Origin of the sequence: Subtercola endophyticus, assembly GCF_021044565.1 — a bacterium.
In the GTDB taxonomy this organism is placed as follows: domain Bacteria; phylum Actinomycetota; class Actinomycetes; order Actinomycetales; family Microbacteriaceae; genus Subtercola; species Subtercola endophyticus.
In genome coordinates, this window is record NZ_CP087997.1 from 1,399,742 (window position 1) to 1,421,851 (window position 22,110).

Annotated in this window: 24 protein-coding genes; 14 read left to right on the top strand and 10 right to left on the bottom strand. The window is 65.0% G+C overall.

The features are described 5' to 3' along the window. The first annotated feature begins 54 nt into the window (after positions 1-54). Entirely contained in the window at positions 55-477 is a 423-nt protein-coding gene (gene arfB, locus LQ955_RS06635; protein WP_231027388.1) for an alternative ribosome rescue aminoacyl-tRNA hydrolase ArfB, read from the top strand. Between the two features lie 33 nt (positions 478-510). On the opposite strand, the gene LQ955_RS06640 is transcribed toward arfB, so the two are convergent. Then, positions 511-1,104: a TetR/AcrR family transcriptional regulator gene (locus LQ955_RS06640; RefSeq protein WP_231027389.1), complete on the bottom strand. Its 594-nt coding sequence runs from the start codon at positions 1,102-1,104 to the stop codon at positions 511-513. 125 nt (positions 1,105-1,229) lie between these two features. Here LQ955_RS06640 and LQ955_RS06645 point away from each other — a divergent pair, with 125 nt between their 5' ends. After that, the gene (locus LQ955_RS06645; protein ID WP_231028074.1) at positions 1,230-1,964 is read left to right on the top strand and encodes an SDR family NAD(P)-dependent oxidoreductase; all 735 of its coding nucleotides are present in this window, start codon (positions 1,230-1,232) and stop codon (positions 1,962-1,964) included. Between the two features lie 48 nt (positions 1,965-2,012). Further along, positions 2,013-2,630, top strand: a complete 618-nt coding sequence (locus LQ955_RS06650) for an NADPH-dependent F420 reductase (RefSeq protein WP_231027390.1) — start codon at positions 2,013-2,015, stop codon at positions 2,628-2,630. A gap of 15 nt (positions 2,631-2,645) precedes the next feature. Here LQ955_RS06650 and LQ955_RS06655 read toward each other — a convergent pair whose 3' ends face one another. Continuing rightward, entirely contained in the window at positions 2,646-3,596 is a 951-nt protein-coding gene (locus LQ955_RS06655) for an NADP-dependent oxidoreductase (protein WP_231027391.1), read from the bottom strand. 92 nt (positions 3,597-3,688) lie between these two features. On the opposite strand from LQ955_RS06655, the gene LQ955_RS06660 reads away from it, so the two are divergent. Beyond that, complete coding sequence (locus tag LQ955_RS06660; protein WP_231027392.1) at positions 3,689-4,249, top strand: TetR/AcrR family transcriptional regulator; 561 nt, start codon at positions 3,689-3,691, stop codon at positions 4,247-4,249. Positions 4,250-4,265: 16 nt separating this feature from the next. On the opposite strand, the gene LQ955_RS06665 is transcribed toward LQ955_RS06660, so the two are convergent. From LQ955_RS06665 to LQ955_RS06675, 3 genes are read right to left on the bottom strand one after another with little or no spacing between them, the layout of a single operon-like run. Continuing rightward, a complete protein-coding gene (locus tag LQ955_RS06665) occupies positions 4,266-4,826 on the bottom strand; it encodes an alpha/beta fold hydrolase (RefSeq protein WP_231027393.1) in 561 nt (186 codons plus the stop codon). A 4-nt stretch (positions 4,827-4,830) separates the two neighbouring features. Further along, positions 4,831-5,001 carry an epoxide hydrolase N-terminal domain-containing protein gene (locus tag LQ955_RS06670; protein WP_231027394.1) on the bottom strand — a complete coding sequence of 57 codons (171 nt, stop codon included), beginning with the start codon at positions 4,999-5,001 and terminating at the stop codon, positions 4,831-4,833. A gap of 45 nt (positions 5,002-5,046) precedes the next feature. Next, a complete protein-coding gene (locus tag LQ955_RS06675) occupies positions 5,047-5,217 on the bottom strand; it encodes a hypothetical protein (RefSeq protein ID WP_231027395.1) in 171 nt (56 codons plus the stop codon). A 55-nt stretch (positions 5,218-5,272) separates the two neighbouring features. Here LQ955_RS06675 and LQ955_RS06680 point away from each other — a divergent pair, with 55 nt between their 5' ends. Together LQ955_RS06680 and LQ955_RS06685 are read left to right on the top strand one after the other, a co-directional pair. Then, on the top strand, positions 5,273-6,472 hold the full coding sequence (locus LQ955_RS06680) for an MFS transporter (protein WP_231027396.1): 1,200 nt from the start codon (positions 5,273-5,275) through the stop codon (positions 6,470-6,472). A gap of 34 nt (positions 6,473-6,506) precedes the next feature. Further along, positions 6,507-6,929, top strand: a complete 423-nt coding sequence (locus LQ955_RS06685) for a nitroreductase/quinone reductase family protein (protein WP_231027397.1) — start codon at positions 6,507-6,509, stop codon at positions 6,927-6,929. On the opposite strand, the gene gcvP is transcribed toward LQ955_RS06685, so the two are convergent. Beyond that, on the bottom strand, positions 6,880-9,906 hold the full coding sequence (gene gcvP, locus LQ955_RS06690) for an aminomethyl-transferring glycine dehydrogenase (protein ID WP_231027398.1): 3,027 nt from the start codon (positions 9,904-9,906) through the stop codon (positions 6,880-6,882). The two genes, LQ955_RS06685 and gcvP, sit on opposite strands and share 50 nt — an antisense overlap. Positions 9,907-10,124: 218 nt before the next feature. Here gcvP and LQ955_RS06695 point away from each other — a divergent pair, with 218 nt between their 5' ends. From LQ955_RS06695 to LQ955_RS06705, 3 genes are all read left to right on the top strand, one after another. Continuing rightward, positions 10,125-10,940: a mycofactocin-coupled SDR family oxidoreductase gene (locus LQ955_RS06695; protein WP_231027399.1), complete on the top strand. Its 816-nt coding sequence runs from the start codon at positions 10,125-10,127 to the stop codon at positions 10,938-10,940. 198 nt (positions 10,941-11,138) lie between these two features. Next, positions 11,139-11,948, top strand: coding sequence for a hypothetical protein (locus tag LQ955_RS06700; protein WP_231027400.1), 810 nt, complete (start codon positions 11,139-11,141; stop codon positions 11,946-11,948). Between the two features lie 193 nt (positions 11,949-12,141). After that, the gene (locus tag LQ955_RS06705; protein WP_231027401.1) at positions 12,142-12,345 is read left to right on the top strand and encodes a hypothetical protein; all 204 of its coding nucleotides are present in this window, start codon (positions 12,142-12,144) and stop codon (positions 12,343-12,345) included. A 17-nt stretch (positions 12,346-12,362) separates the two neighbouring features. On the opposite strand, the gene LQ955_RS06710 is transcribed toward LQ955_RS06705, so the two are convergent. Genes LQ955_RS06710 through LQ955_RS06720 form a run of 3 tightly spaced genes read right to left on the bottom strand, consistent with a single transcriptional unit; the run spans position 12,363 to position 15,235 of the window. Next, positions 12,363-13,232 carry a DNA-3-methyladenine glycosylase family protein gene (locus tag LQ955_RS06710; protein ID WP_231027402.1) on the bottom strand — a complete coding sequence of 290 codons (870 nt, stop codon included), beginning with the start codon at positions 13,230-13,232 and terminating at the stop codon, positions 12,363-12,365. Positions 13,233-13,241: 9 nt separating this feature from the next. Next, positions 13,242-13,997: a 5'-methylthioadenosine/S-adenosylhomocysteine nucleosidase gene (gene mtnN, locus LQ955_RS06715; RefSeq protein WP_231028075.1), complete on the bottom strand. Its 756-nt coding sequence runs from the start codon at positions 13,995-13,997 to the stop codon at positions 13,242-13,244. An 11-nt stretch (positions 13,998-14,008) separates the two neighbouring features. After that, positions 14,009-15,235, bottom strand: a complete 1,227-nt coding sequence (locus LQ955_RS06720; RefSeq protein WP_231027403.1) for an AI-2E family transporter — start codon at positions 15,233-15,235, stop codon at positions 14,009-14,011. 196 nt (positions 15,236-15,431) lie between these two features. Between LQ955_RS06720 and cls (LQ955_RS06725) the strand changes: the two genes are divergently transcribed. The 5 genes from cls (LQ955_RS06725) to LQ955_RS06745 all read left to right on the top strand — a co-directional run bounded on the left by cls (LQ955_RS06725) (position 15,432) and on the right by LQ955_RS06745 (position 20,643). Then, the gene (gene cls, locus LQ955_RS06725) at positions 15,432-16,904 is read left to right on the top strand and encodes a cardiolipin synthase (RefSeq protein WP_231027404.1); all 1,473 of its coding nucleotides are present in this window, start codon (positions 15,432-15,434) and stop codon (positions 16,902-16,904) included. Positions 16,905-16,959: 55 nt separating this feature from the next. Further along, the gene (locus tag LQ955_RS06730; RefSeq protein ID WP_231027405.1) at positions 16,960-17,628 is read left to right on the top strand and encodes a GAP family protein; all 669 of its coding nucleotides are present in this window, start codon (positions 16,960-16,962) and stop codon (positions 17,626-17,628) included. 36 nt (positions 17,629-17,664) lie between these two features. Continuing rightward, complete coding sequence (locus LQ955_RS06735; protein WP_231027406.1) at positions 17,665-17,889, top strand: YchJ family metal-binding protein; 225 nt, start codon at positions 17,665-17,667, stop codon at positions 17,887-17,889. Next, positions 17,886-19,358, top strand: a complete 1,473-nt coding sequence (cls, locus tag LQ955_RS06740) for a cardiolipin synthase (RefSeq protein ID WP_231027407.1) — start codon at positions 17,886-17,888, stop codon at positions 19,356-19,358. The genes LQ955_RS06735 and cls (LQ955_RS06740) overlap by 4 nt, the downstream gene beginning before the upstream one ends. 136 nt (positions 19,359-19,494) lie before the next feature. Continuing rightward, positions 19,495-20,643: a DUF3494 domain-containing protein gene (locus LQ955_RS06745; RefSeq protein WP_231027408.1), complete on the top strand. Its 1,149-nt coding sequence runs from the start codon at positions 19,495-19,497 to the stop codon at positions 20,641-20,643. On the opposite strand, the gene LQ955_RS06750 is transcribed toward LQ955_RS06745, so the two are convergent. Then, a complete protein-coding gene (locus LQ955_RS06750; RefSeq protein WP_231027409.1) occupies positions 20,630-22,102 on the bottom strand; it encodes a polysaccharide biosynthesis tyrosine autokinase in 1,473 nt (490 codons plus the stop codon). The two genes, LQ955_RS06745 and LQ955_RS06750, sit on opposite strands and share 14 nt — an antisense overlap. Between the last annotated feature and the right edge of the window lie 8 nt (positions 22,103-22,110).

Here is a 22,110-nt window from a genome sequence, read left to right on the forward strand (position 1 = left end):
CTGAACGTGGGGTTTTCTCAGCACGCGCGGATCGCTACGTGCCACCCTTGAGGCATGGATCTCGTCGTATCACCCGCGCTGACGATTCCGTCGTCTGAACTCGGCTGGCGATTCTCGCGATCGTCGGGTGCCGGGGGCCAGCACGTGAATACCTCCGACAGCCGGGTCGAACTGTTCTGGGACGTGGTCGGCTCGGCGGCACTCTCCGAGAGCCAACGCACGATCATCCTGTCGCGGCTTGCGAAACGGCTCGTCGGCGGCTCTGTTGTTGTTACGGCCTCCGAGCGCAGGTCGCAGTTGCGCAATCGCGAGACCGCGCTGACGAGGCTTTCTGACTTGGTAGCGACCGCGCTGGCTCCGGATGCCGCCCCTCGCCGCCCCACGAAAGCGACACGCGGGTCAAAACTCCGGCGGCTCGCCGCAAAGGAGCAGCGGTCGGAGACGAAGAAACAGCGCCAGCGGCCCTCTGACGATTGATTGCGTCGGCGCCGCAGGGGTCGTTCGGGGACACTAAACCGCGCTTGCGTCCGCCGGTACCGTCGCCGGGATGGCGTTGTCAACGAGCACGGCTGCGATGGCGGCGGCCGTGGCGAAGGCGTCGGCGTTGAGCACTCTGCTGCGGGCGGAAGCGCCGTCGAGCAGCATCGCCAATTGCTCGCCGAGTTGCTCGGGGTCGTTGGCCCCGGCTTCGCGGGCCGATTCGGTCAGCCGCACAGCGAAGGCCTTCTTGTAGTCCCGGGCGAAGAGGCGAGCCGGATGATCGGGGTCTTGAATCTCGACGGCAGCCCCGATGAACGGGCAGAGGGGCGAGTGGATGTCGAAGACAGCGAGGAGACGCTCGCGCGGTGCAAGATCGGCGCTCTCGAAGACTTCGGGCAGAACATCCGGATCGAAGCGGCGCAAGTACTCGGCGATCAGCTCGTCTTTGCCGGCGAAGTGCTGGTAGAGCGTGCGTTTGGATACTCCCGCCACCGAGCAGAGCTGGTCTATGCCGGTGCCGTTGATGCCCTGATCACGGAACAGTTGTTGTGACGCGCTGACGATTCGCTCTCGCGCTCCCCTCCCGCGGCGCACGCCTTGCGGCCCCTTCTCCAACTCCGTCATGTGTTCCATGGTACTCCGATTGGTACCGATCGGTGTGCATAACTTGACAGTCCACGCATCGCCGCTTACGTTAAGTACGCAGATCGGTGTACATAGCACCGGCGCGGTAGGTGAATGGAGTGGTTATGGGAAAGCTCGACGGCAAGGTTGCGGTCATCACGGGTGCGACAAGCGGGATGGCGTTGGCCGGCGCGAAGTTGTTCGTTGACGAAGGGGCGTACGTCTTCATCACAGGCCGACGTCAGAATGCGGTAGATGAGGCCGTTGCGCTGATCGGCCGGAATGTGACCGGCGTGCAGGCCGATTCGGCCAACCTCGACGATCTCAACCGCCTGTTCGAGACGGTCAAGAAGGAGAAGGGCTCGATCGACGTGTTGTGGGCAAGTGCCGGGGGCGGCGTGCCGAGCAGGCTCGGCGAGATCACCGAAGAGCAGTTCGACGCCGCCTTCACGCTCAACGCGCGCGGCACGCTGTTCACCGTTCAGAAGGCGCTGCCGCTGCTCAACGACGGAGGCTCGATTCTGATGACCGGATCGAATGCGTCGCTTCGCGGCTACCCCGAGTGGAGTGTGTATGCAGCGGCCAAGGCCGTTCTGCCCGCGTTCGCACGGGTGTGGGTGGCGGAACTTCGGGACAGGAAGATCCGAGTGAACGTGCTGACTCCCGGGTCGGTGGAAACGCCCATGATGGGCGACTCGCTGACGGCGGAGATGAAGACGATGTTCGCGTCAGTGATTCCGAGGCGCGAGATGGGTCGCCCTGAAGAGATCGCGACGGCCGCGCTGTTCCTCGCCTCAGACGACTCCAGCTACATCAACGGCATGGAACTGGTCGCCGACGGCGGCACCACCGTGATCTGACGATCCGCCCACACTCGACCGAACCATAAACACAGAGGGAACCACATCATGACCGCCATCACCATCATCGGCTCAGGCAACATGGCCGCCGCCATCGGCACGAGAGCCGCCAAGCACGGCCACACCGTCGAGCTCATGGGCCGCGACAGAGCCAAGGCTGAGGCGCTCGCCGCCGAAATCGGCAACGGAACCACCGTCGGAACGTTCGGCGCACAGCCAGCCGGCGAGATCGTCATCGTGGCGGTGTTGTACGCCAGCGCAGTCGAGGTGGTCGCGCAGTACGGCGACGCCCTGGCCGGCAAGATCCTCGTCGACATCACCAACCCGTTCAACGCCGACGTCAGCGGAGTCGTGACGACCGCGGGCACCTCGATCTCCCAGCAGATCGCCGCCATCGCCCCCGAGGGCGCACACGTCGTGAAGGCATTCAATTCGATCCTTCGCGGCGTTCTTGCCGAAGACAAACCCGTCGACGCGTTCTTCGCCGGCGACGGTACGGAGGCGAGGGCGCGTGTTGCGGCGTTTCTGCAGAGCTTAGGCATGCGGCCCCTCGACGCAGGAGGGCTCGAGCTGACCTACGCGCTCGAATGGGCCGGCGTGCTTCTGGTGGGCGTGGCGAACAACGGAGCCGGCTTCGACATCGCTCTCGGCGCCAAGGTGCTCTGAAGCTCTCGAAGACGCCTAGGGAACCAACACGACCTTGCCGTGTGGCGCCCCCGACAGGCTGAGTTCTGCGGCAGCCTGCCACTCATCGAGCGGGAACACGTGCGCAATCGGAATCGTGAAGTCTCCGGAAGCAGCCAGAGCCGCGTAATCGGCTAGAAAATCGGAATTCGGAAGGCCGCCCGCAGCCAGGAGCTCGTCGACGTTGACACGGGCGCCCTGGCTGCGCGCCTCGCCGTGGTTACTGATCGTCACGACGCGCTTCGGATCACCCACAATTTCGATGAGGGCGGCGATCGCCCCCGCGTTCGGCCTCGAGGTGTCGAGCGCGTAATCGATCGGCCCGCCAGCAAGGGCTCGAACACGATCCACCATGCCGTCACCGTAGGGCGTCACGAGGGCGCCGAACCATTCGAGGTCGGCGGCGAACGTCGAGCCTGCCGTGGCGATCACGCGGGCTCCTCTGCGCAACGCGATCTGTACGGCCGCGAATCCGACCATGCCGCCCGCTCCGTTAATGAGCACGGTCTCGCCCGGCCGTACATTCATGAGGTCGAGAGTCCAGCCCGCCGTTTGAAGCACCATCGGCAGAACGGATGCTCTAACCACATCGAGACCGTCGGGCACCGTGAACCACCCGTTCATGATCGCGAAGTCGGCCGCGCCGGCACTCGGCTGCGCCGCGAAGTCAGACGACCCGAAGACGAGGTCGCCGACCGCAACGTCGTTCACTCCCCCGCCGACGGCATCGACGACGCCGGCCACGTCGACTCCGATTCCTCGCGGAAGGCTTCCCGGCATGAATCCGCGGCAGAGCTCCCAGTCGGCAGGATTCAGCCCCGTGGCGGCAACCCGAATGCGGATTCTGCCTTCGCCAGGGTCGGGAATCTGGGTTCGTTCCTGCCGCAACACATCGAGGGGCTCGCCGACCTCGTGGAATCGGAGGGTTCGAGATTCGACTGCGCTCATGATGCTCCTTCAGACGTGTACCGCTTCGTAGTGACAGTCACAGACTCTAACACGTTGCGACAGTGACTGCCGTTACGGGCTAGAATGAAGACATGCCGAGAAGTGGTAAAGAAGCACGGGCACGTCTAGAAACGGCGGCGCTCGAACTGTTCGCAGAGCGCGGATTCGATGCCGTCACCACCGCCGAAATCGCCAGTCAGGCCGGGCTGACAGAACGCACCTATTTCCGGCACTTTCCCGACAAGCGCGAGGTGCTCTTCGATGGCGAACGGCGCCTCACGGCGTGGGTTATCGATGCGCTGGCTTCGGTGCCGGCCGAGACGCCGCCGTGGCAGGCCATGCGACGCACGATCGATGCCATCGTTCCGCCGCTCGAGGCCAATCGGGCCGCGGCCGATCGACTCTCGATCATCGTGACAGCGACGCCTTCACTTCGGGAGCGCGCGGCCTCGAAGGAGGCCCATCTCGTCGGCCTGATCACCGACTTGCTCGTCGACCGCGGAAGCTCCCCCGACGAAGCCGCCCTCGTTGCACGCACTGCCTGGGGTGTTCTCACCCACGCGATGGGAGTCTGGCGAGCGGCGCCTGGCACAGCCCTGCAGCAGCACGTCGACCACGACTTCTCCCTGCTCGGCGGTCTCATCATCGCCTGAGACGTCACGTGCCGCGCTACCCCTCCCGGAAAGGCCGGAAGAAATCACGAAGCTCGGCGACATAGAGTTCAGGCTCTTCGAACGGCGCAAAGTGCCCTCCCCGAGGCGGCTCGGTGATGCGTACCGCGTTAGCGGTGCGCTGCATCCATTCGCGCGGAGGCCTCACGATGTCGCCCGCGAAGATCGAGAAGCCAGACGGAACCTCGACCCGTCGCGCCAACTGCTCACGCGGGATCGCTGCGTTCGCGTTGTACATGCGCATCGACGAACCGATCGTTTCGGTGAGCCAATAGATCATGACGTTCGTCAGAATCTCGTCTTTCGTGTACGCGGTCGTGATGTCACCATCACTCCAGGCGGCCAGCTTTTCGACGATCCACGAGGCCAGGCCGACGGGGGAATCGTTCAGGGCCGCCGCGAGCGTTTGCGGCTTCGTTCGCTGTATGGCGCCGTACGCGCCCTCTGTCTGATTCCACTGCTGCACCTCGGCGAACCACTGCTGTTCGGCGGGCGACAGCTGTGTCACGTCACCATCGAAGACGGGCAGCCCGGCATCCATTCGGTGCACGGCGGTCACCCGCTCAGAGAAGTCGAGTGCGAGATAACGACTGACGTGGCTGCCGATGTCGCCAGAACGAATCGGGCCAGCCGTGATTGAGCAGTAGGGGCAGCGGCTGCCGAGGGCCCTGTGCAGCACGCGCGTGCACGAAGTGGATGCTCAGACCATCGATCGTCGCCTGAAATCGGGGCAATCGGGCGAGGCGTTCCTCGTGCGCGGGCCAGTCGAACTGTTCGACTCAGTACTGCACAAGCTCCCGCAGAAAGACCGGATCGGTGCCCAGAGACCAGCCCAGCTTCCCCGGCGCATCCGGCCACCTCGTGGCGATCAGCCGGCGCCGCAGGTCATCCAGCTGCGACGGTGACGCTCGTTTATCGAAGACACGGATGCTCGGCAGCCCCTCTGACATGCCCCCAACGTTACGCCCGAGACTCGCGCGGAATCCACGTTGTACTGTCGAAGGGATGAACGTCGACACACCTGCAGGCCCCCACTCCCGAGCGTGGCTTGCCGTGGCACCCGCGGTCGTCGTGCTCGCCTGGGGCGGAAACCAGTTTCTGCCGCTGATGCAGTTGTACCGCCAGGTCGACGGATTCACCCAGGTTCAGGTCGACATTCTGCTGGCAACCTACGTGCTGGGCATCGTGCCCGGATTTGCTCTGTCGGGAGCCTGGTCGGATCGTTACGGCCGCAAGCGGATTCTCATGGCGGGCCTGGTGCTCGGCGTGGTGGGCAGCATCATTCTCGCGTCGTCGGGCACAAGCCTTGCCGGGCTGTGCGTCGGCCGGTTCGTGAGCGGGCTGAGCGTCGCAGCCGGCATGGTGGTCGGAACGTCGTGGATCAAGGAGCTCTCGGTGTTGGGCGGAGCATCCACTGCCGGCGCCCGCCGCGCCTCGGCGGCTTTGACCATCGGGTTCGGGGGCGGGGCTGGTATCGGCGGTCTGCTCGCGCAGTGGGCGCCGTTGCCGACGGTTCTGCCCTACGTCGTGCAGATCGTGGCGTGTGCGGCCGCATTCGTGGCCCTGATCGGGGCGGTCGAGACACGCTCGTTCGACGCCAACGTGACGCGGCTGCTCGGAGACCTGCGCATTCCGAAGGCGGCTCGCGCGCGATTCGTCGGCGTGGTGCTGCCGCTAACACCGTGGGTGTTCGCGGCTCCCGCGCTGGCCTTCGCCGTGGGGCCGAGCCTGGTCGGCGAAGCGACTCCGGGCTTCACCGTGGCGTTCGCCACGCTGATCACCGTGATCACCCTGACGTTCGGCTGGGTGACGCAGTTCTTCTCCGGGCCGCTGATGGTGCTGTTGCGCGGGCGGGCGGGCATCGTGGGCGTGCTGCTCATCGGGCTCGGCGCCCTGCTCTTGATTCCCGCGGCCAACTCGCAGCACGTGTGGTCGGTACTCGTCGCGGCGCCGATCTTCGGCATCGGCTACGGTCTGGCTATGGTGTCGGGGCTCACCGCGGTTCAGGAGATGGCGACGCCTGACGATCTTGCGGGGCTCACCGGGGTGTACTACTCGATCACGTACGCGGGCTTCTTGCTGCCCGCGACGCTCGCCGCCCTGACGCAGTTCTCACCCATGTGGGTGTTGCTCGTGGCGACGGCCGCCGCGTGTGTTCTCTGCACGCTGCTCGCCGCCCCGGGCATCCGCAGGGCTCGGCGATAGCGCGGTCGAGCAGAAGCATCGCTACGGTGGAGACATGACCGATTTTAACGACAAGATCATTGCGGAGTTCCGTGCGAACGACGGCGTCGTGCAGACCGCTGGTTTCGGCGCGAGCCTCGTGCTGCTTCACACGACGGGCGCCAAAACGGGCGCCGAGCGGGTGAGCCCCGTGATGGCTCAGCCCCAGCCCGACGGGTCGTGGCTGGTTGCGGCCTCGAAGGCCGGCGCTCCCGAGAATCCCGCCTGGTATCTGAACATGCTCGCCCACCCTGACATGGCGATCGAGGCCGTGACCGGCAACGGCGTGGAGACGGTCGAGGTGGTCGCCGAAGATCTGAAGGGCGCCGCCCGTGACGCCGCCTGGGCGACTTTCACGGAGAAGGCGCCCGGGTTTCTCGACTACCAGGTCACAGCGGGAGATCGACTGATTCCTGTCGTAAAGCTCTCACGGCGCTAGGCAACGCCGGCCCGACGCTCAGCAGTCCACTGCTCAGCAGTCCGTCGCTCAGCAGTCTGTCGCCGACGGGCGCTTCCTCGTACGTCTCGAACGCCTCGAGAGGCGGGCACGAACAGGCCAGATTGCGGTCGCCGTAGGCCTCGTCGATGCGGCGCACCGGTGACCAGAACTTGTCGCCCTCGAGCGACGCGACCGGATACGCGGCGGTACGCCTGCTGTACGGGTGGTCCCAGATCGGCGCCGTCACACTCGCCACGGTATGCGGGGCATTCACGATCGGATTGTCGTCGGCCGGCCAGACGCCGAGGGCCACCTCGTCGGCTTCGGCTTTGATCATGATCATCGCCTCGATGAACCTGTCGAGCTCGTCGAGGTCTTCACTCTCGGTGGGTTCGACCATGAGCGTGCCGACCACGGGAAAGTTGACGGTGGGTGCGTGAAAGCCGTAGTCGATGAGGCGCTTCGCGACGTCGATCGAAGTGATTCCGGATGCCCGATGAAGCGGTCGCAGGTCGAAGATGCACTCGTGCGCGACCAAGCCCTGCTCCCCTGTGTACAGAACGGGAAACACACCGCTGAGCCGCTCTGCGATGTAGTTCGCCGCCAGTACAGCGGATCCGCTCGCCCGTCGCACGCCGGCGAGGCCCATCATTCGTAGATACGCCCAACTGATCGGCAGAATGCTGGCACCGCCGAACGGTGCCGCCGACACCGCGCGCCCGCTGTGCACATAGTTCGCACCCGACGCCCCGGAGTGATCGAGCTCAGGAGCGAACGGATGCCCGGGCAAGAACCGTGCCAGGTGCGCCTTCGCCGCAACCGGCCCGACACCCTGCCCGCCTCCGCCGTGCGGAATCGCGAAGGTCTTGTGCAGGTTCAGATGCGAAACGTCTCCGCCGATGTCGCCGAATCTGACGTACCCGAGGGCCGCGTTGAGATTCGCGCCGTCGATGTACACCTGCGCGCCCGCGGCGTGCGCGAGATCGCAGAGATCGGTGACGTGATCTTCGAAGACGCCGTGTGTCGAGGGGTAGGTGATCATCAGCGCCGCCATCCGGTCGGCGTGATCGGCGATTTTCTGCCGTGCGTCGGCGAGGTCGACATTGCCGAGTTCGTCGCAGTCGACGAGCACAACCCGCATTCCGGCCAGAACGGCCGAAGCCGCGTTCGTGCCGTGCGCGCTCGACGGAATAAGACACTCATCACGCCGCCCCTCGCCACGCTGCAGGTGATATGAACGGATGGCCAGCAGCCCGGCGAGCTCACCCTGACTGCCGGCATTCGGTTGCAGCGAAACCGAGTCGTACCCCGTGAGCTCTGCAAGCCAGACCTCGAGCTGATCGATCAGTTGCAGGTAGCCCTGCACATCTTCGGCGGGCGCGAAGGGGTGGATGCCCGCAAAGCCCGGCAGGCTCGCTGCCTCCATCGACACCGCGCTGCTGAGCTTCATGGTGCACGAGCCGAGCGGAATCATTCCGTTGTCGAGCGCGTAGTCCTTGGCACCGAGGCGGCGGATGTAGCGCAGCAGAGCCGTCTCTGAACGGTAGCGACGAAACACCGGGTGCTCGAGAAAAGCACTCGTTCGTTCGAGCGAGCTCGGGATGCTCGGCCCCGGCCGCGCGGAGCGCTCCCCCACGGTCGACACCGACGCGAGAGCACTCATCACCGCAGCGAGGTCTTCGCCGTCGGTGGTCTCGTCGACAGAGAACCCGAGGGTGTCGTCGTCGACCACGCGCACGAGATAACCCTGGCCATGGAGCTCGTTGGCGAGCTGTACGGCCCGCTTCGGCACGCTGACCTGAATCGTGTCGAAGAAGTCGTCGTACAGCACTCGAAGCCCTCCGCTGTTAAGCGTCGCCGCCAGCAAGCGGGCAGCTCGATTCACCTCCGTCGCGATGCGGCGCAGCCCCTCTGGGCCGTGGTAAACCGCATACATCGACGCCAGCACGGCGGGCAGCACCGCCGAGGTGCAGATGTTCGAGGTCGCCTTCTCACGGCGGATGTGCTGCTCGCGCGTCTGCAGGGCGAGCCGGTAGGCCACGGCTCCGTCGGCGTCTCGACTGACTCCGACGAGTCGCCCGGGGAGTTGCCGCTCAAGACCGGCCCGCACGGCGAGAAAGCCGGCGTGCGGGCCCCCGTAGCCGAGCGGCAGGCCGAAACGCTGGGCGGAGCCCACGGCCACGTCGGCCCCGAGCTCACCGGGCGGCGTGAGCAGCGTCATCGCCAGGAGATCGGCCGCGACCGCGACACGAGCTCCCCTCAGATGGGCCGTCGCGATCAGGGCGGCCGGATTCCAGATGCGCCCGGATGCGCCCGGGTACTGCACGATCACTCCGAAGGCGGGCGGCAGCTCGGCGGTGCTCGCCGAGGCGAGATCGATTTCGACAAGAGTGATGCCCAGGGCATCCGCTCGCGCCGCGAGAACCGACTTGGTCTGCGGAAAGAGATCGGCGTCGACCACGAAGACACTCGATGAATTCGAACTGGCGCGTCGCAGCAACAGCATCGCCTCCGCAGCGGCAGTGCTCTCGTCGAGCATCGACGCATTGGCCGTGTCGAGCCCGGTCAGTTCGGCCACCATCGTCTGAAAGTTCAGCAGAGCTTCAAGCCTCCCCTGCGCGATTTCGGGCTGGTACGGCGTATATGCCGTGTACCAGTGGGGGTTCTCGAAGATGGTGCGGCGGATGACGGCGGGCATCGCGGTGTCGTAGAAGCCGAGACCGATCATCGACCGGTTGACGACGTTGCGAGACGCAAGCTCACGCAACTCGGCCGCAACACGCACTTCGCTCAGAGTTTCGGCAAGAGTCGAGGGCGACAGACCACGCCCGGCGCGAACGGATCTGCCGCGAACAGATGCGGGAATGGCCGCGGTCACCAGCTCGTCGAGACTGTTGTGACCGAGAACCTCGAGCATCGCGAGCTGAGCCGCTTCGTCGGTGCCGATGTGACGGTCGGCGAATCGTTGGTTGTGCATTGTTCTGCCCCCTTCGCAGTGCGCCGTTCATCCCGTTTGAGATTTTAGAGAATACCTCACAAACGAGATTTATTCAGATAATATCCCGGCGAATCAAACAACCGACCCCTCCCAGAACAGGGCACATTCTGCGGAGTGCCTATTTAGGCACTTGGTGTCATAATCGAGAAGGCGGTGGAACGAACCGCCGCCGAAGGTTGAGATCAAAGGAGATTCTCGTGACAGGTCGACTCGAAGGTAAGGTCGCTTTCATCACCGGCGCAGCGCGCGGACAAGGCAGGGCACACGCGGTCAAGCTCGCGAAAGAGGGCGCAGACATTATTGCGATCGACCTCGCCGGCGAGATTCCTCTTGTGCCCTACGACTCGTCATCGCTCGACGACCTTGCGGAGACCGTTCGGCTGGTCGAGGCCGAAGACCGCCGCATTCTGTTCCGCCAGGGCGACACCCGCGACCTCGAAGGAATGCGGGCGCTCGTCGACGAGGGAGTGGCCGAATTCGGCAAGCTCGACATCGTCGTCGCCAACGCCGGAATCTGTATTCCTGCAACCTGGGACGAGACGACACCCGAGATCTTTCAGACCACTATGGATATCAACGTGGTCGGGGTCTGGAATACCGTCATGGTCGGCGCTCCTCACCTGGTGACGAACGGCGGCGGCTCGATCATCCTCACTAGTTCGTACGCCGGCAAGAAGATGCAGCCCTTCATGGTGCACTACACCGCAAGCAAGCACGCCGTGACGGGAATGACGCGAGCGTTCGCCGCCGAACTGGGCAAACACAGCATCCGGGTCAACAGCGTGCACCCCGGCGCCGTGAATACGCCCATGGGCTCAGGCGACATGATCGCCGCCATCACTCACACGAACGAAAGCAACCCGCCCCTCGCAGCGATGGGAACCCCGTTTCTGCCCGTGTGGGCGGCAGAGGCCGAAGACATCGCGAACGCCGTTGCTTTTCTCGCATCTGACGATGCGCGCCTCATCACCGCGGAGCACCTCAGCATCGACGCCGGCGCGCAATATTTCTGATCATTACTCATTAATTCTTGCTCGCGGTGCCCTGCAGCGCGATGGCTCAGGGAGTCGTGTCGCAGGGTAACGGACGACTCGTCGAGACGTCGCTGCTGAGTTCGGGCTCGTCGCGCTGAAGGTCGGACCGAACAGCATTCCCATGTTCGACAGCTCCGGGCTCATCCAGCTCGGGGCTGTCGGCAGTACAGCACGGCGATGCTGACCGGCGGCACCGACCTGGTGAACCTCGACGCCACCATCGGAACACTCGCCGCCTCGGCACACGAGAGCGTCGGTGGCGCCCAGTCCGGGCAGTATCGGCTGGCTGAGGTGAGCATGAACGTCGGCGGCACGCTGGTCTCGGTGCCGACGGAGGCGCTTCGGCCGGTGCTTGCCACTCTGATCGCCGCACTGAACACGGCAGGAGTGACCGGCGTGACCAATCCGTTCACCGCCGGCGGAACGATCACGCTGACGCTCGCCGATCTGCAGGCGGCGGGGCTGGGGGCCGATCTCAACAATCTGGCACCGGATACGAACGTGCTCGACTACGTACCGCTCGCCGTCGTCAACAAGATCACGGCGCTCACCAACGGCGTGATGACCAAAGCCCAGCAGGCGCTCTCCGGCCTGACCGGAGCGGCCCGGGTCGCGGTGCAGCTCGCCCTCTTCTCGGCGAACGGGATTGTCACTCCTCTGCTGACCGCCTTGACGACCTCGCTCCTGGTTCCGTTGCGCACGGCCATCGACGCCGTCGCTCAGCTCGATGTGAATCACCGATCGAGTGTCGCGGGCACCCTCACCGAGACCGCATTGCATATCGGGCTCGGTAGTGCCGGCGCCCTCGCGACGGTCGACCTGGCCAGCGCTGCTGTCGGGCCGAATGGCGGGCCCGTCGTCGCTCCGCCCACCACTGTGCCGACCCCGAACCCGACCCCGACGTCCAGTACCACGCCGGCGTCAACGAAAACGCCTTCGACCGGTGGGGGCACCTCGTCGGAGACGCTGCCGCGGGTCGACGGCTGATACCCGCGTCTCGCTGGAGAGCGTCTTTCTGAGAGTTCACGGTGCCCTCGCTGCATGGCAGCGGGGGCACCGCTTGTCTGTTTCGACACGCTCAGGTGCCATGTCGAACGGCCGACCGCTGTCGGGCGTACTCTGGCGAAGAACAGGTTGGTTCGGCATCACCAGAGGGTGGGGAAAATTGCCTCAAGAAAACATGGCAGCCAGCGTATTCGCCGCGATAACGAGCAGCCTCGAGACACTGCAGAACTACGGCCCCGAACGCATCGTCATGACCTCCGATGGGTACAACCGCGAATGGCGCGACGCTCAGGTCGCCTACGACGTCGCCACGAAGGCTCTCGAATGGGCCCGCGACGCGGTGATGTGGATGACCATTCCCGAGTTGCCCGGCGACTGAACGACTGCCCCCGCCGCCTACCCGCCGATCTCGTGCGTGCGGTACTCGCGAAGCACCCGCAGGTGCACGGCCGCCCACGAACGAAAAGGACGCCAGCCGTCGCTGATCGCGACGATATCGTGGTCGGCACCGTATCGTTCGGTGATCTCGGCGTTCAGTCGTGCCTCATTCGTCGGCAGCGCGTCTGGCGCGTTTGCCCCGCGAATGACCACGAGTTCTGCGGCGAACGGCCCGAGCCCCTTCACTTCTTGCACACGAGCGATGGCCTCGGCAGGGTCGAGCGCGCGAAGCGACGCGCCGTCGAGCAGGCCCGAGAGCGCCGCCTCGGCGACCGCACGAAGGTATTCCGGCTTGCGACCCGGCAGATCGAGCTCTGCTGAGAGCAGGGCCTCTGGCGAAGCAAACGCTCCCTGCTCGCCGTAACGCTCAGTCAGCTCGGTGCGAAGTCGCGCTGCCTGAGTAATGCGAATGCGCTGCGACAGCACCGCCCAGGCCGCCGCCTCATAGGGTGAATGAAAACCACACGGGCGCAACCCGGGCACCTGCTTCTGGGCGTCGGCGATGACCGGGTCGCGCCTGCCGACATCGAGCCAGCCCCGGGCGTCGATGTCGAGGGAGAGAAAACGCGCCACTTGATCGACGGCGGCATCGAGGTCTCCGGCGCCGCGCACCTCGATGTGCGCCGAGTTCTCGTTCTGCGTCACCGTCGTGGTCACGGGCATCCAGTCGGCCTCGCCGACGAACACCGAACGAATCTCTCTGTCGACGCCGGCGTCGGGAAGCGCTGCCGGAGCAAAGCCCTCCCAGAACGCCTTACTCGTCGAAAGCGACCACGGGCCGCGCACTTCGAGGTCTACTTCACGTCGTCGGTCGTTCGCTGTGGTCATGCAATGACGTTAGCGCCCACTGCCGACATCGACTGCTGCCGTCGGCTGCAACAACTCGTCGAACAGGGCGATGGTCACGATGGCCGAGCGATCGGCCGCGTCGTCGACGTGACTCACGAAGTCAGAGCCGGCGACGGGCCCGCAGAGGTCGGAGATACCTCGCACCGAGAGAAAGGGGCGCCCGTACACGTGACAGGTCTGAGCGATGGCGACCGACTCCATATCGGTGGCGAGGGCACCGGGAAACTGCCCGATGATCTCGGCAGCGCGCTCAGCAGTGACGAACGAGTAGCTGGAGACGACCAGACCGACATGCACGCTCGCGCTGACGTCGGCTACCCGCAGCACCGCGCGATCCGCGGCCTCACGGTGCGCCGCGAGCGCGCTGTACCGGGCGGGCATCTTCGGCACCTGGCCGAGTTCGTACCCGAAGACACGTGCGTCGGCATCGACATTCACGTAGTCGCTGCCCACAACGACGTCGCCCACCCGAACGGCGGGCCCCACTCCCCCGGCCGTTCCGGCGCTGATGACGAGCGGTTCGACGCCGTCGCTCTGTGTCGCCAGAATGGCCGATGTCGCTGCCCCCGCCGCGTTCACCAGCCCGATTCCGCTGCGCACGACGAGCATCGGATGCCCGGCGAGCGTGACCCGTCGGTACACTGCATGGCCCACCCGCGTGGCCTCGCCGACCTCCGTCGCCCGATCGAGAAAAGGCTGCGCCTCGTCGTCCATGGCCGTGATGATGATGGCGTCGACCTGCATAGTGCTCAACTCTACGAGGCTGCGCCGCCCGAAGACGTGGCCTCACCTGACTTCGCAGCAACCTTCTCGGCTCGCCTCACTTTGCGTGCCGCCTTACTTGCGGCATCGTCTGCGCGCATCAGCGCCCTCGTCTCGGCGGTCGGCCCGAGCGCCGGCCGAGTCCAGCGCGACGCCGGGTCGGAGTCGACGAGCAGCGTCTTGCCGAGCAGCGTGAGCGGAATCGCCAGAATGGCGCCGATCGGGCCGATGATCACGGCCCAGAACAACACGGAGAAGAAGGTCAGCGTCTGACTCAGTGACACGGCGCTGCCGACGACCCGCGGCTGAATGATCGACTGCACGACGGCGTTGATGATGCCGTACACGACGATCACCGCAATCACCATGCCCCAGCCGCCCACGAGATACCCGAACACGATCGGCGGAATCAGTGCGAAGAAGTATCCGACGTTCGGAATGAAACTGCACAGAAACACCAGAATGCCCCAGAGCAACGCCGACGGCACACCCATGATCCACAGCGCCAGCGCGCTCAGCACGCCTTGTGTCACGCCCAGCACGGTCGTGACCACCATGTAACGACGCACGTTCGAGGCGTATTCGCCGAGCGCGGTCACGAAGTGCGGCTGTCGCTCCGAGAGCTGTTTGAGAATCGTCGGCACATAGACCGCGTCGGCCGACATCAGAATCATGAACGTCAGCACGATGACAAGCGACGTCGTGATGCTGAACACGCTGCCGAGGATGCCCTGCGCCGCAGCCACGATGGTGCCCGGGTTGATGCTGCTGGTGATCTGACTGATCTGCGCCGGATCGATGCCGATACTGGCCAGCCAGGTCGTGATACTCGCGCCCGCGGCAGTGAGTTGGTCGGAATACTGAGGCAGCATCGACGCGAACTGGGCGAACGCGATGACCAGCGTGTAGGTGAAACCGGCCAGTAGCCCGAACACGACGAGAATGACCGACCCTGTGGCGATTCCGTGCGGCACACCGCGCTTCTCCAGCATCGTACGCACCGGGTGCGCGCAGATCGTCAGGATGAGAGTGAGCAGGGTGGGCGCCAAGATGCCGCGAATGCCACTCAGACCGATCGCGGTGACGGTGGCCGCAGCGAGGCCGACAAGGATGACCGTTCCTCGCGGGTAGCGGCCGCTCACTGCTGCGATGCCGTTCGTGATGCCGGTGCGTGCACTCCCGGGCTCGGCCGCATCGACGTCGTCGACCGTGTCAGTCATTCGAAAGTCCCCTCACAGTCCGATTCTCGAACACAGAGACTGTACCGGACTCGACAACGCTCCCGGGCACTGGCCGCGCGTCGACGAGGCTTTGTCTCCCACCTTCCGGATGAGAAACGTCGCGCGGTGCCGACATCGTCTGTTGGCAAGCCGGGCCCGATGCCATACTCGACTCACCTACAGAAGGCGGGTTCGCGTGAATTCTCAGCAGATCACCCTGCTCGTATCGATTCTCTTCTTCGTCGTCGACCTCGCCGTGAAGATAGCCGCGCTCATCATCATTCCGCGCGACCGTAAACCGACCGCGGCGATGGCCTGGTTGCTCGCCATCTTCTTCATTCCGTACCTCGGCATACTGTTCTTTCTGATCTTGGGCAGTTCGAAACTGCCGAGGAAGCGCCGCGACAAGCAGGTGAAGATCAACGAGATGATCGCCGCCGGGGTGCCCGACGTCGAGTTGGTCTCCGACCGCTCGACGTGGCCGCAGTGGCTCGAGAACGTCACGCTCATGAATCAGAATCTGGGAGCCGTACCGATCGTCGGCGGAAACACGGCCCGTCTCATCGACGACTACAACGGCGGTATCGTCACGATGGCGGCCGAGATCGACACCGCGACGACGTTCGTGCACGTCGAGTACTTCATCGTCGCGTTCGACTCGGTCACGAAACCGTTCTTCACCGCGATGGAGAACGCGGTGAAACGCGGAGTAAAAGTTCGCCTGCTGGCCGACCACATCTCGTCGAAGAAAGTTCCGAAGAGCACCGAGACGTTCGCCGAGCTCGATCGCATCGGTGTCGAGTGGAGCTGGATGCTCCCCGTCATGCCGTTCAAGGGCAAGTACCAGCGCCCCGATCTGCGTAATCACCGCAAACTGGTGGTGGTGGATGGCCGGGTCGCCTTCATGGGTTCGCAGAACCTCATCGACCGCAGCTACAACTCCCCCAAGAACATCAAGCGCGGCCTGCAGTGGCAGGAATTGATCACCCGCGTCACGGGGCCGGTCGTTTCGGGCATCAACGCGATCTTCTTGAGCGACTGGTACATGGAGACCGACGAGGTCATCGAGAACGAGCGCGTCAGAGTCACGGAGGTCGCGGCATCCTCGGGCCCCGACGCCCTGGACTGCCAGGTGGTTCCGAGCGGACCGGGCTTCGAGGGTGAGAACAACCTGCAGCTCTTCTTGGCGCTGCTGTATTCGGCGCAGAAGAAGGTCATCATCACGAGCCCGTACTTCGTGCCCAACGAGTCGATGCTCGACGCGATCATCGCGGCGTGCAAGCGTGGTCTCGAGGTGCAGCTGTTCGTGTCGGCGATCGGCGATCAGGTTCCCGTGTTCCACGCGCAGCGTTCGTACTACCGGCCACTGCTCGAGGCAGGGGTGCAGATCTGGCGCTACCCGGCCCCGTACATTCTGCACGCGAAGCACCTGTCGATCGACGACGACATCGCGGTGATCGGTTCGAGCAACATGGACATCAGGTCGTTCCTTCTCGACCTGGAGATCTCGCTGTTGGTGCACGGAAAGACATTCGTCGATGAAATGCGCGCTGTCGAAGCGCACTATCGTGAGATCGGTAGTCTGTTGACACTCGATGAGTGGAACAGAGAACCGCTGAAGTCGACCGCGCTCGACGGATTGGCCCGACTGACCTCGGCCCTGGAGTAAGACTCGGCGGCGCAGCACCCACGAACCGCTTTCGTCACAAAGGGGAACCCGCCGCATGCTCCAGGCTCTGGGACATCTGCTGCCGATCGCTGTCGCCGTGGCCCTGAGTTCGGTGCCGATCACGGCGACGATCGTCATTCTGATCTCTCCTAAACGCAATCGCGCCGCGATTCCGTTTCTGGTGGGCTGGGTCTTCGGCATCGCGCTGGTCATCTCGCTCGTCTCGCTGTTCGCCCAGGCCCTGCCCGAGCAGTCCGTCAAAGAGCCCACTCTCGCCATCGGAATCGTCGAGATCGTGCTCGGCGTCGCGATGATCGTGTTCTCGTTCATCACCTGGCGCCGAGCTCGGGGCAAGCCGCCGGCCGCCGACGACCCGAAATGGCTTCGCGCCATCGGCTCGTTCGGCGCTCTGCCCGCCTTCGGAATCGCGTTCGCCCTCAACTTTCGGCCGAAGGGCCTTCTGCTGGGCATCGCCGCCGGCCTGGGCCTGCACACCGCCGGAATCGACCCCGCAGAGGCCGCCGTAGCGATCGCCATCTACACGGTGATCGGCGCGTCGACTGTCGCCGCACCCATCATCGTGACGCTTGCCGCACCGCAGAAGATGCAGCCCCGCCTGCTGTCTGCGCGCTCGTGGATCACCCGCAACAGCCGCATCGTCACCGTACTCATCATGCTGATGATCGGCGTCGTGATTCTCGGCTCGGGGCTGACCGACCTCTAACCGCGCGCCCGGCCCTCCGCACCGCATAATGGGAGAATGACCGCCCCGGCCACCCCCGCGTTCGCCGCCGTGGGCGATGCGTCTCGAACGGGCGGCAGGATGCTCGAAAAGACCGGCACGGTCGAATTCGTCGCTCGGTCACGCCTCGACGCCCGCGCGAGCGCACTTCACGAGACGAGCAGTTTTGTCGCCGAACGCGGCCGCTGGTTCTACCTCGATGGCATCATTCACGAACCACGACTCCGGGGGGCCCGCGCATGACCAGCGATCAGATCACCATCATCGTCATCGTGGCGGCCCTGCTCGTCGACCTCGCTGTGCGTATCACCGCGATCATCGTGGTGCCCCGTAACCGACGCCCGGCCGCAGCGATGGCGTGGCTTCTGGCGATTTTTCTCATTCCCTACATCGGCGTCTTGTTCTTTCTGCTGATCGGCAGCTACAAGCTGCCGAAAAAACGGCGCGACAAGCAAGCGGCCATCAACAGCTTCATCATCGAGACCACAAAGGGTATCGAGCTCGTCAGCGACGAGGAGCCGTGGCCCACCTGGCTGCGTTCGGTGGTGCGACTGAACCGGCAGCTGGGAGCGATGCCGCTGGTCGGCGGCAACACGGCAACGCTGATCGGCGACTATGCCGCATCCATCGCCGCCATGACCGCGGAGATCGGGCGCGCCAAGACCTTCGTGCACTGCGAGTTCTACATCATCGCCCTCGACCCGGTGACGGCCGACTTCTTCGACGCCCTCGAGGCGGCGGTGAAGCGGGGGGTCACCGTTCGGGTGCTGCTCGACCACATCGCGTCGGTACGAACATCCACTCACCGCGCGACGTTCAAGAAACTGACCGACATCGGAGTGACGTGGCAGTTCATGCTGCCGGTGCAGCCGCTGAAGGGCAAATGGCAGCGGCCCGACCTGCGCAATCACCGCAAACTGCTCGTCATCGACGGCAGGGTGGGGTTCATGGGGTCGCAGAACCTCATCGATCGCAGCTACAACAAGAAGAGCAACATCAGGCGGGGATTGCAGTGGCAAGACCTGATGACCCGTGTCGAGGGGCCGGTGGTGAGCGGCATCAACGCCATCTTCATCACCGACTGGTACAGCGAGACGAACGAGTTGCTCGCCCGCGAGACCGTGGAGATCGGTGACGAACTCGTCAACACGTCACCTGACGCGCTCGATTGCCAGCTGGTGCCGAGCGGCCCCGGCTTTGAAGGAGAGAACAATCTGCGGCTGTTCTTGGCGCTGATGTACTACGCCCAAGAGAAGGTCATCATCACATCGCCCTACTTCGTGCCCGACGACTCGATGCTCTACGCCATCACCACAGCGGCTCAGCGCGGCATCGAGGTCGAACTGTTCGTCTCAGAGATCGGCGATCAGGCCGGCGTCTATCACGCGCAACGGTCGTACTACGAGGCACTGCTGCGGGCGGGGGTGCGCATCTGGCTCTACCGCTCGCCGTACATTCTGCACGCCAAGCACTTCACGATCGACAACGAGATCGCCGTCATCGGCTCGAGCAATATGGATATCCGCTCGTTCAATCTCGACCTCGAGATCTCGCTGATGGTGCGCGGAGAGAGCTTCGTGCGCGATATGCGCGCTGTCGAAGACGGGTACCGCGAACTGAGCCGCGAACTCACGCTCGAAGAGTGGCTGAGGCAGCCGCTGCGCTCGACCATCCTCGACAACCTCGCACGCCTGACGTCTGCGCTGCAGTAACGCCGCCGTGCCCGGTCGGGCACCGGATGCCCGATCCGCCGCCGATCGTAGGTTCCGCCCCTCGGGTGTGACATGCTGAGCGAAACGTCGGACTCTGGCACACTGCAGATCACAAGCCTTCGCGCTTGGAGCTGAAATGTCACTCGATCCGCCATCCATAACCCGGCAGATCGTCGGCCGTCGAACGGTACTCGCCGTTTCCGCCTGGAGCGTTCCGGTCGTCGTGCTCGCCATCGCCGCACCCGCCGCTTCGGCCAGCGGGCCGATCACCGACTTCAGCCTCGCGGCCACGGCCCTCACACTGTCATCGATTCCGAGCGGTGGCGGCTCGAGCCCGCTCACGCTGACGATCTCGGAGGTGGGCGGCGCGGCATCCACCGGCCCGATCGCGGTTTTCGTGACGCGGCTCAATGCGGCGAACGGCTTGACGGGCGTCTCGGATTCCTTCGTCGCCGATGCCGTCGACGGCTGGACCGTGGAGCAGACCGACGACCATTTCGCCTTCACCTACACCAGCGGCATCGCCGCCCACTCGAGCTCGACCACGCTGACGGGCACTTGGAAGATCGCGCTTGCTCCGGCGCGGCTCGTCTCTGCCATTGCCACGGCGACCATCACAGCCGGGTCGGGGGGAGACACGAACGTCGGCAACAACCAGGTCTCGCTGCCTTTCGCCACCACGAACCAGATCGATCTCGGAGCGGCCACCGATTACACCCTGATCGGCCAGGCGGCACTCACCGACACGGGAGGCGCATCGACGTTCGACGGCGCCATCGGGTTCGAGCCCGGCGCTGCGCTCACCGGATTCTCTCCAGCCGCTCAGGCGTTGTTCGGCTCTGCAGCGAGCAACGCACAGGCCGAGACCGACACCCGTTCGGCGCTGGCTACGGCCACGGCCTTGCCCGCCACCGCTGCACTACCCGGCGCACTCGGCGGAGTCACCCTGCTGCCCGGAGTGTATCGACTGGCGGCAGCCATCGGTCTGACGGGGGTGCTCACCTTCGACGCCGGCGGCGATCCGTCGGCGTCGTTCATTCTGGTCACCGGCGGAGCCTTCACGACCGCCGCGTCGAGCTCCATGGTGCTGAGTGGCGGCGCACGTGCTTCGCGCATCTTCTGGGTGACCACCGGCGCCGTCACCCTCGGCGCCGACTCGGCGTTCGTCGGTACCGCGCTCATCGGCGCGGCGGTCACCGCCGGAGCCCGGGCAACGGTGACTGGCCGACTTCTTGCGACGAACGCCGCGGTCACCCTGTCGGCGAATCCGATCAGACTGCCCTAGCAGCCGGTCTTACGGCCGGGGCAGGGACCGGGACCGCGGCCGCGGCCGCGGCCGACGTGTAGCCGCCGTGGTAGTAGCCGTAGCTGCGCCCGTCGGCGCCGGTGTGCGGCACGCGGTTCAGGATGATGCCCAGAACCTTGCCGTTGGTGAGAGTGATGCCGGCCACCGCCCGTTCGAGTTCGTCGATGGTCGTTCGGCCCGCCGAGACCACCACGAGGGCGCCGTCGGCCTGAGCGGCGAGAATCGCCGCGTCGGTCACCGGCAGCAGGGGCGGAGCATCCACCAGCACGATTGCGTCTTCGGCGAGGTGACGCAGCAGCAGGTTCATGCCTTTCGTGCCGAGCAACTCGCTGGGGTTCGGCGGAATCGACCCGGCGCCCAGCACGTTCAGGTTGCCGGAATCGCCCCAGGGCTGCAGAACATCCTGAACCTCGGCACTGCCGATGAGCAGGTCGGTGACACCCACTCCCCCGACCACGCCGAACGACGACGCCACCATCGGTTTGCGCAGATCCCCGTCGACCACCACGACCTTCTGCCCGGCCGCCGCCAGTGCGATCGCGAGGTTGGCCGTGACCGTGGACTTGCCGTCGTTCGGCGACGGGCTCGTGACGACGATGACTCGCGGCGGGTCGTCGATGTGCATGAAACGCAGATTGGTGCGCAGCTCACGAAAAGCTTCGCCGAGCGCGCGACTCTGCGCCGTCGCGACCGACCCGGCGACCGTGCCGTCGCCGGAGGTGAGCCGGCTGAGATCGCTGAGGGCCTTGTCGCGCGGAAGAGTGCCGACCACCGAGAGCCTGAAATGCTGCTGGATGATCGCGGCCGACCTGATTCGCCGGTCGAGAACGTTGCGCACCACGGCGTAGACCAGCGCCACCATCAACCCGAGCAGCGCGCCGATCAGCACCGAGATACGGGTGTTCGGAAAGATCGGGCTCTGCGGGGCGACCGCCGCCTCGATCGGCTCGAGAAAGGTGGCGGGCTCTGCGGTGACGGTGGTGGATCCGGCGGTGACCGTCTTGCTCTCGATCGTCTGGATCTGTGCGGCCATCCCCACGATCCAGGCGTCGGCGAGCTGCTTGGCTCTCACCCCGCTCGAGGCTCTCGCAGAGATGTTGATCGTCGGGGTGTCTTTCGTGTTCGTCACCGTGACGCGGTCTGCCACCGACTCGGCGGAGTCGGTGAGACCCAGTTGCCCGATCACGATGTCGGCGACGGCGCGGGACTGCCCCACGGCGACGAATGTGGTCGCCTTCGACTTCGCAAGAGCATCCGTCGCCACCGACTCGCCGATAGTGCCGTCAGAGACCATGCTCACGATGCCGGTCGAGTTCGCCGAATAGACCGGCGTCTGCAGAAACGTCCACCCCCAGGCCGTGAGCGCACCGACCAGGGTGAAGACGAGGAGGGCCGCCCAATGCGCCTTCAGAACACGTACGTAATCCTGAAGGGTCATGCGACCTC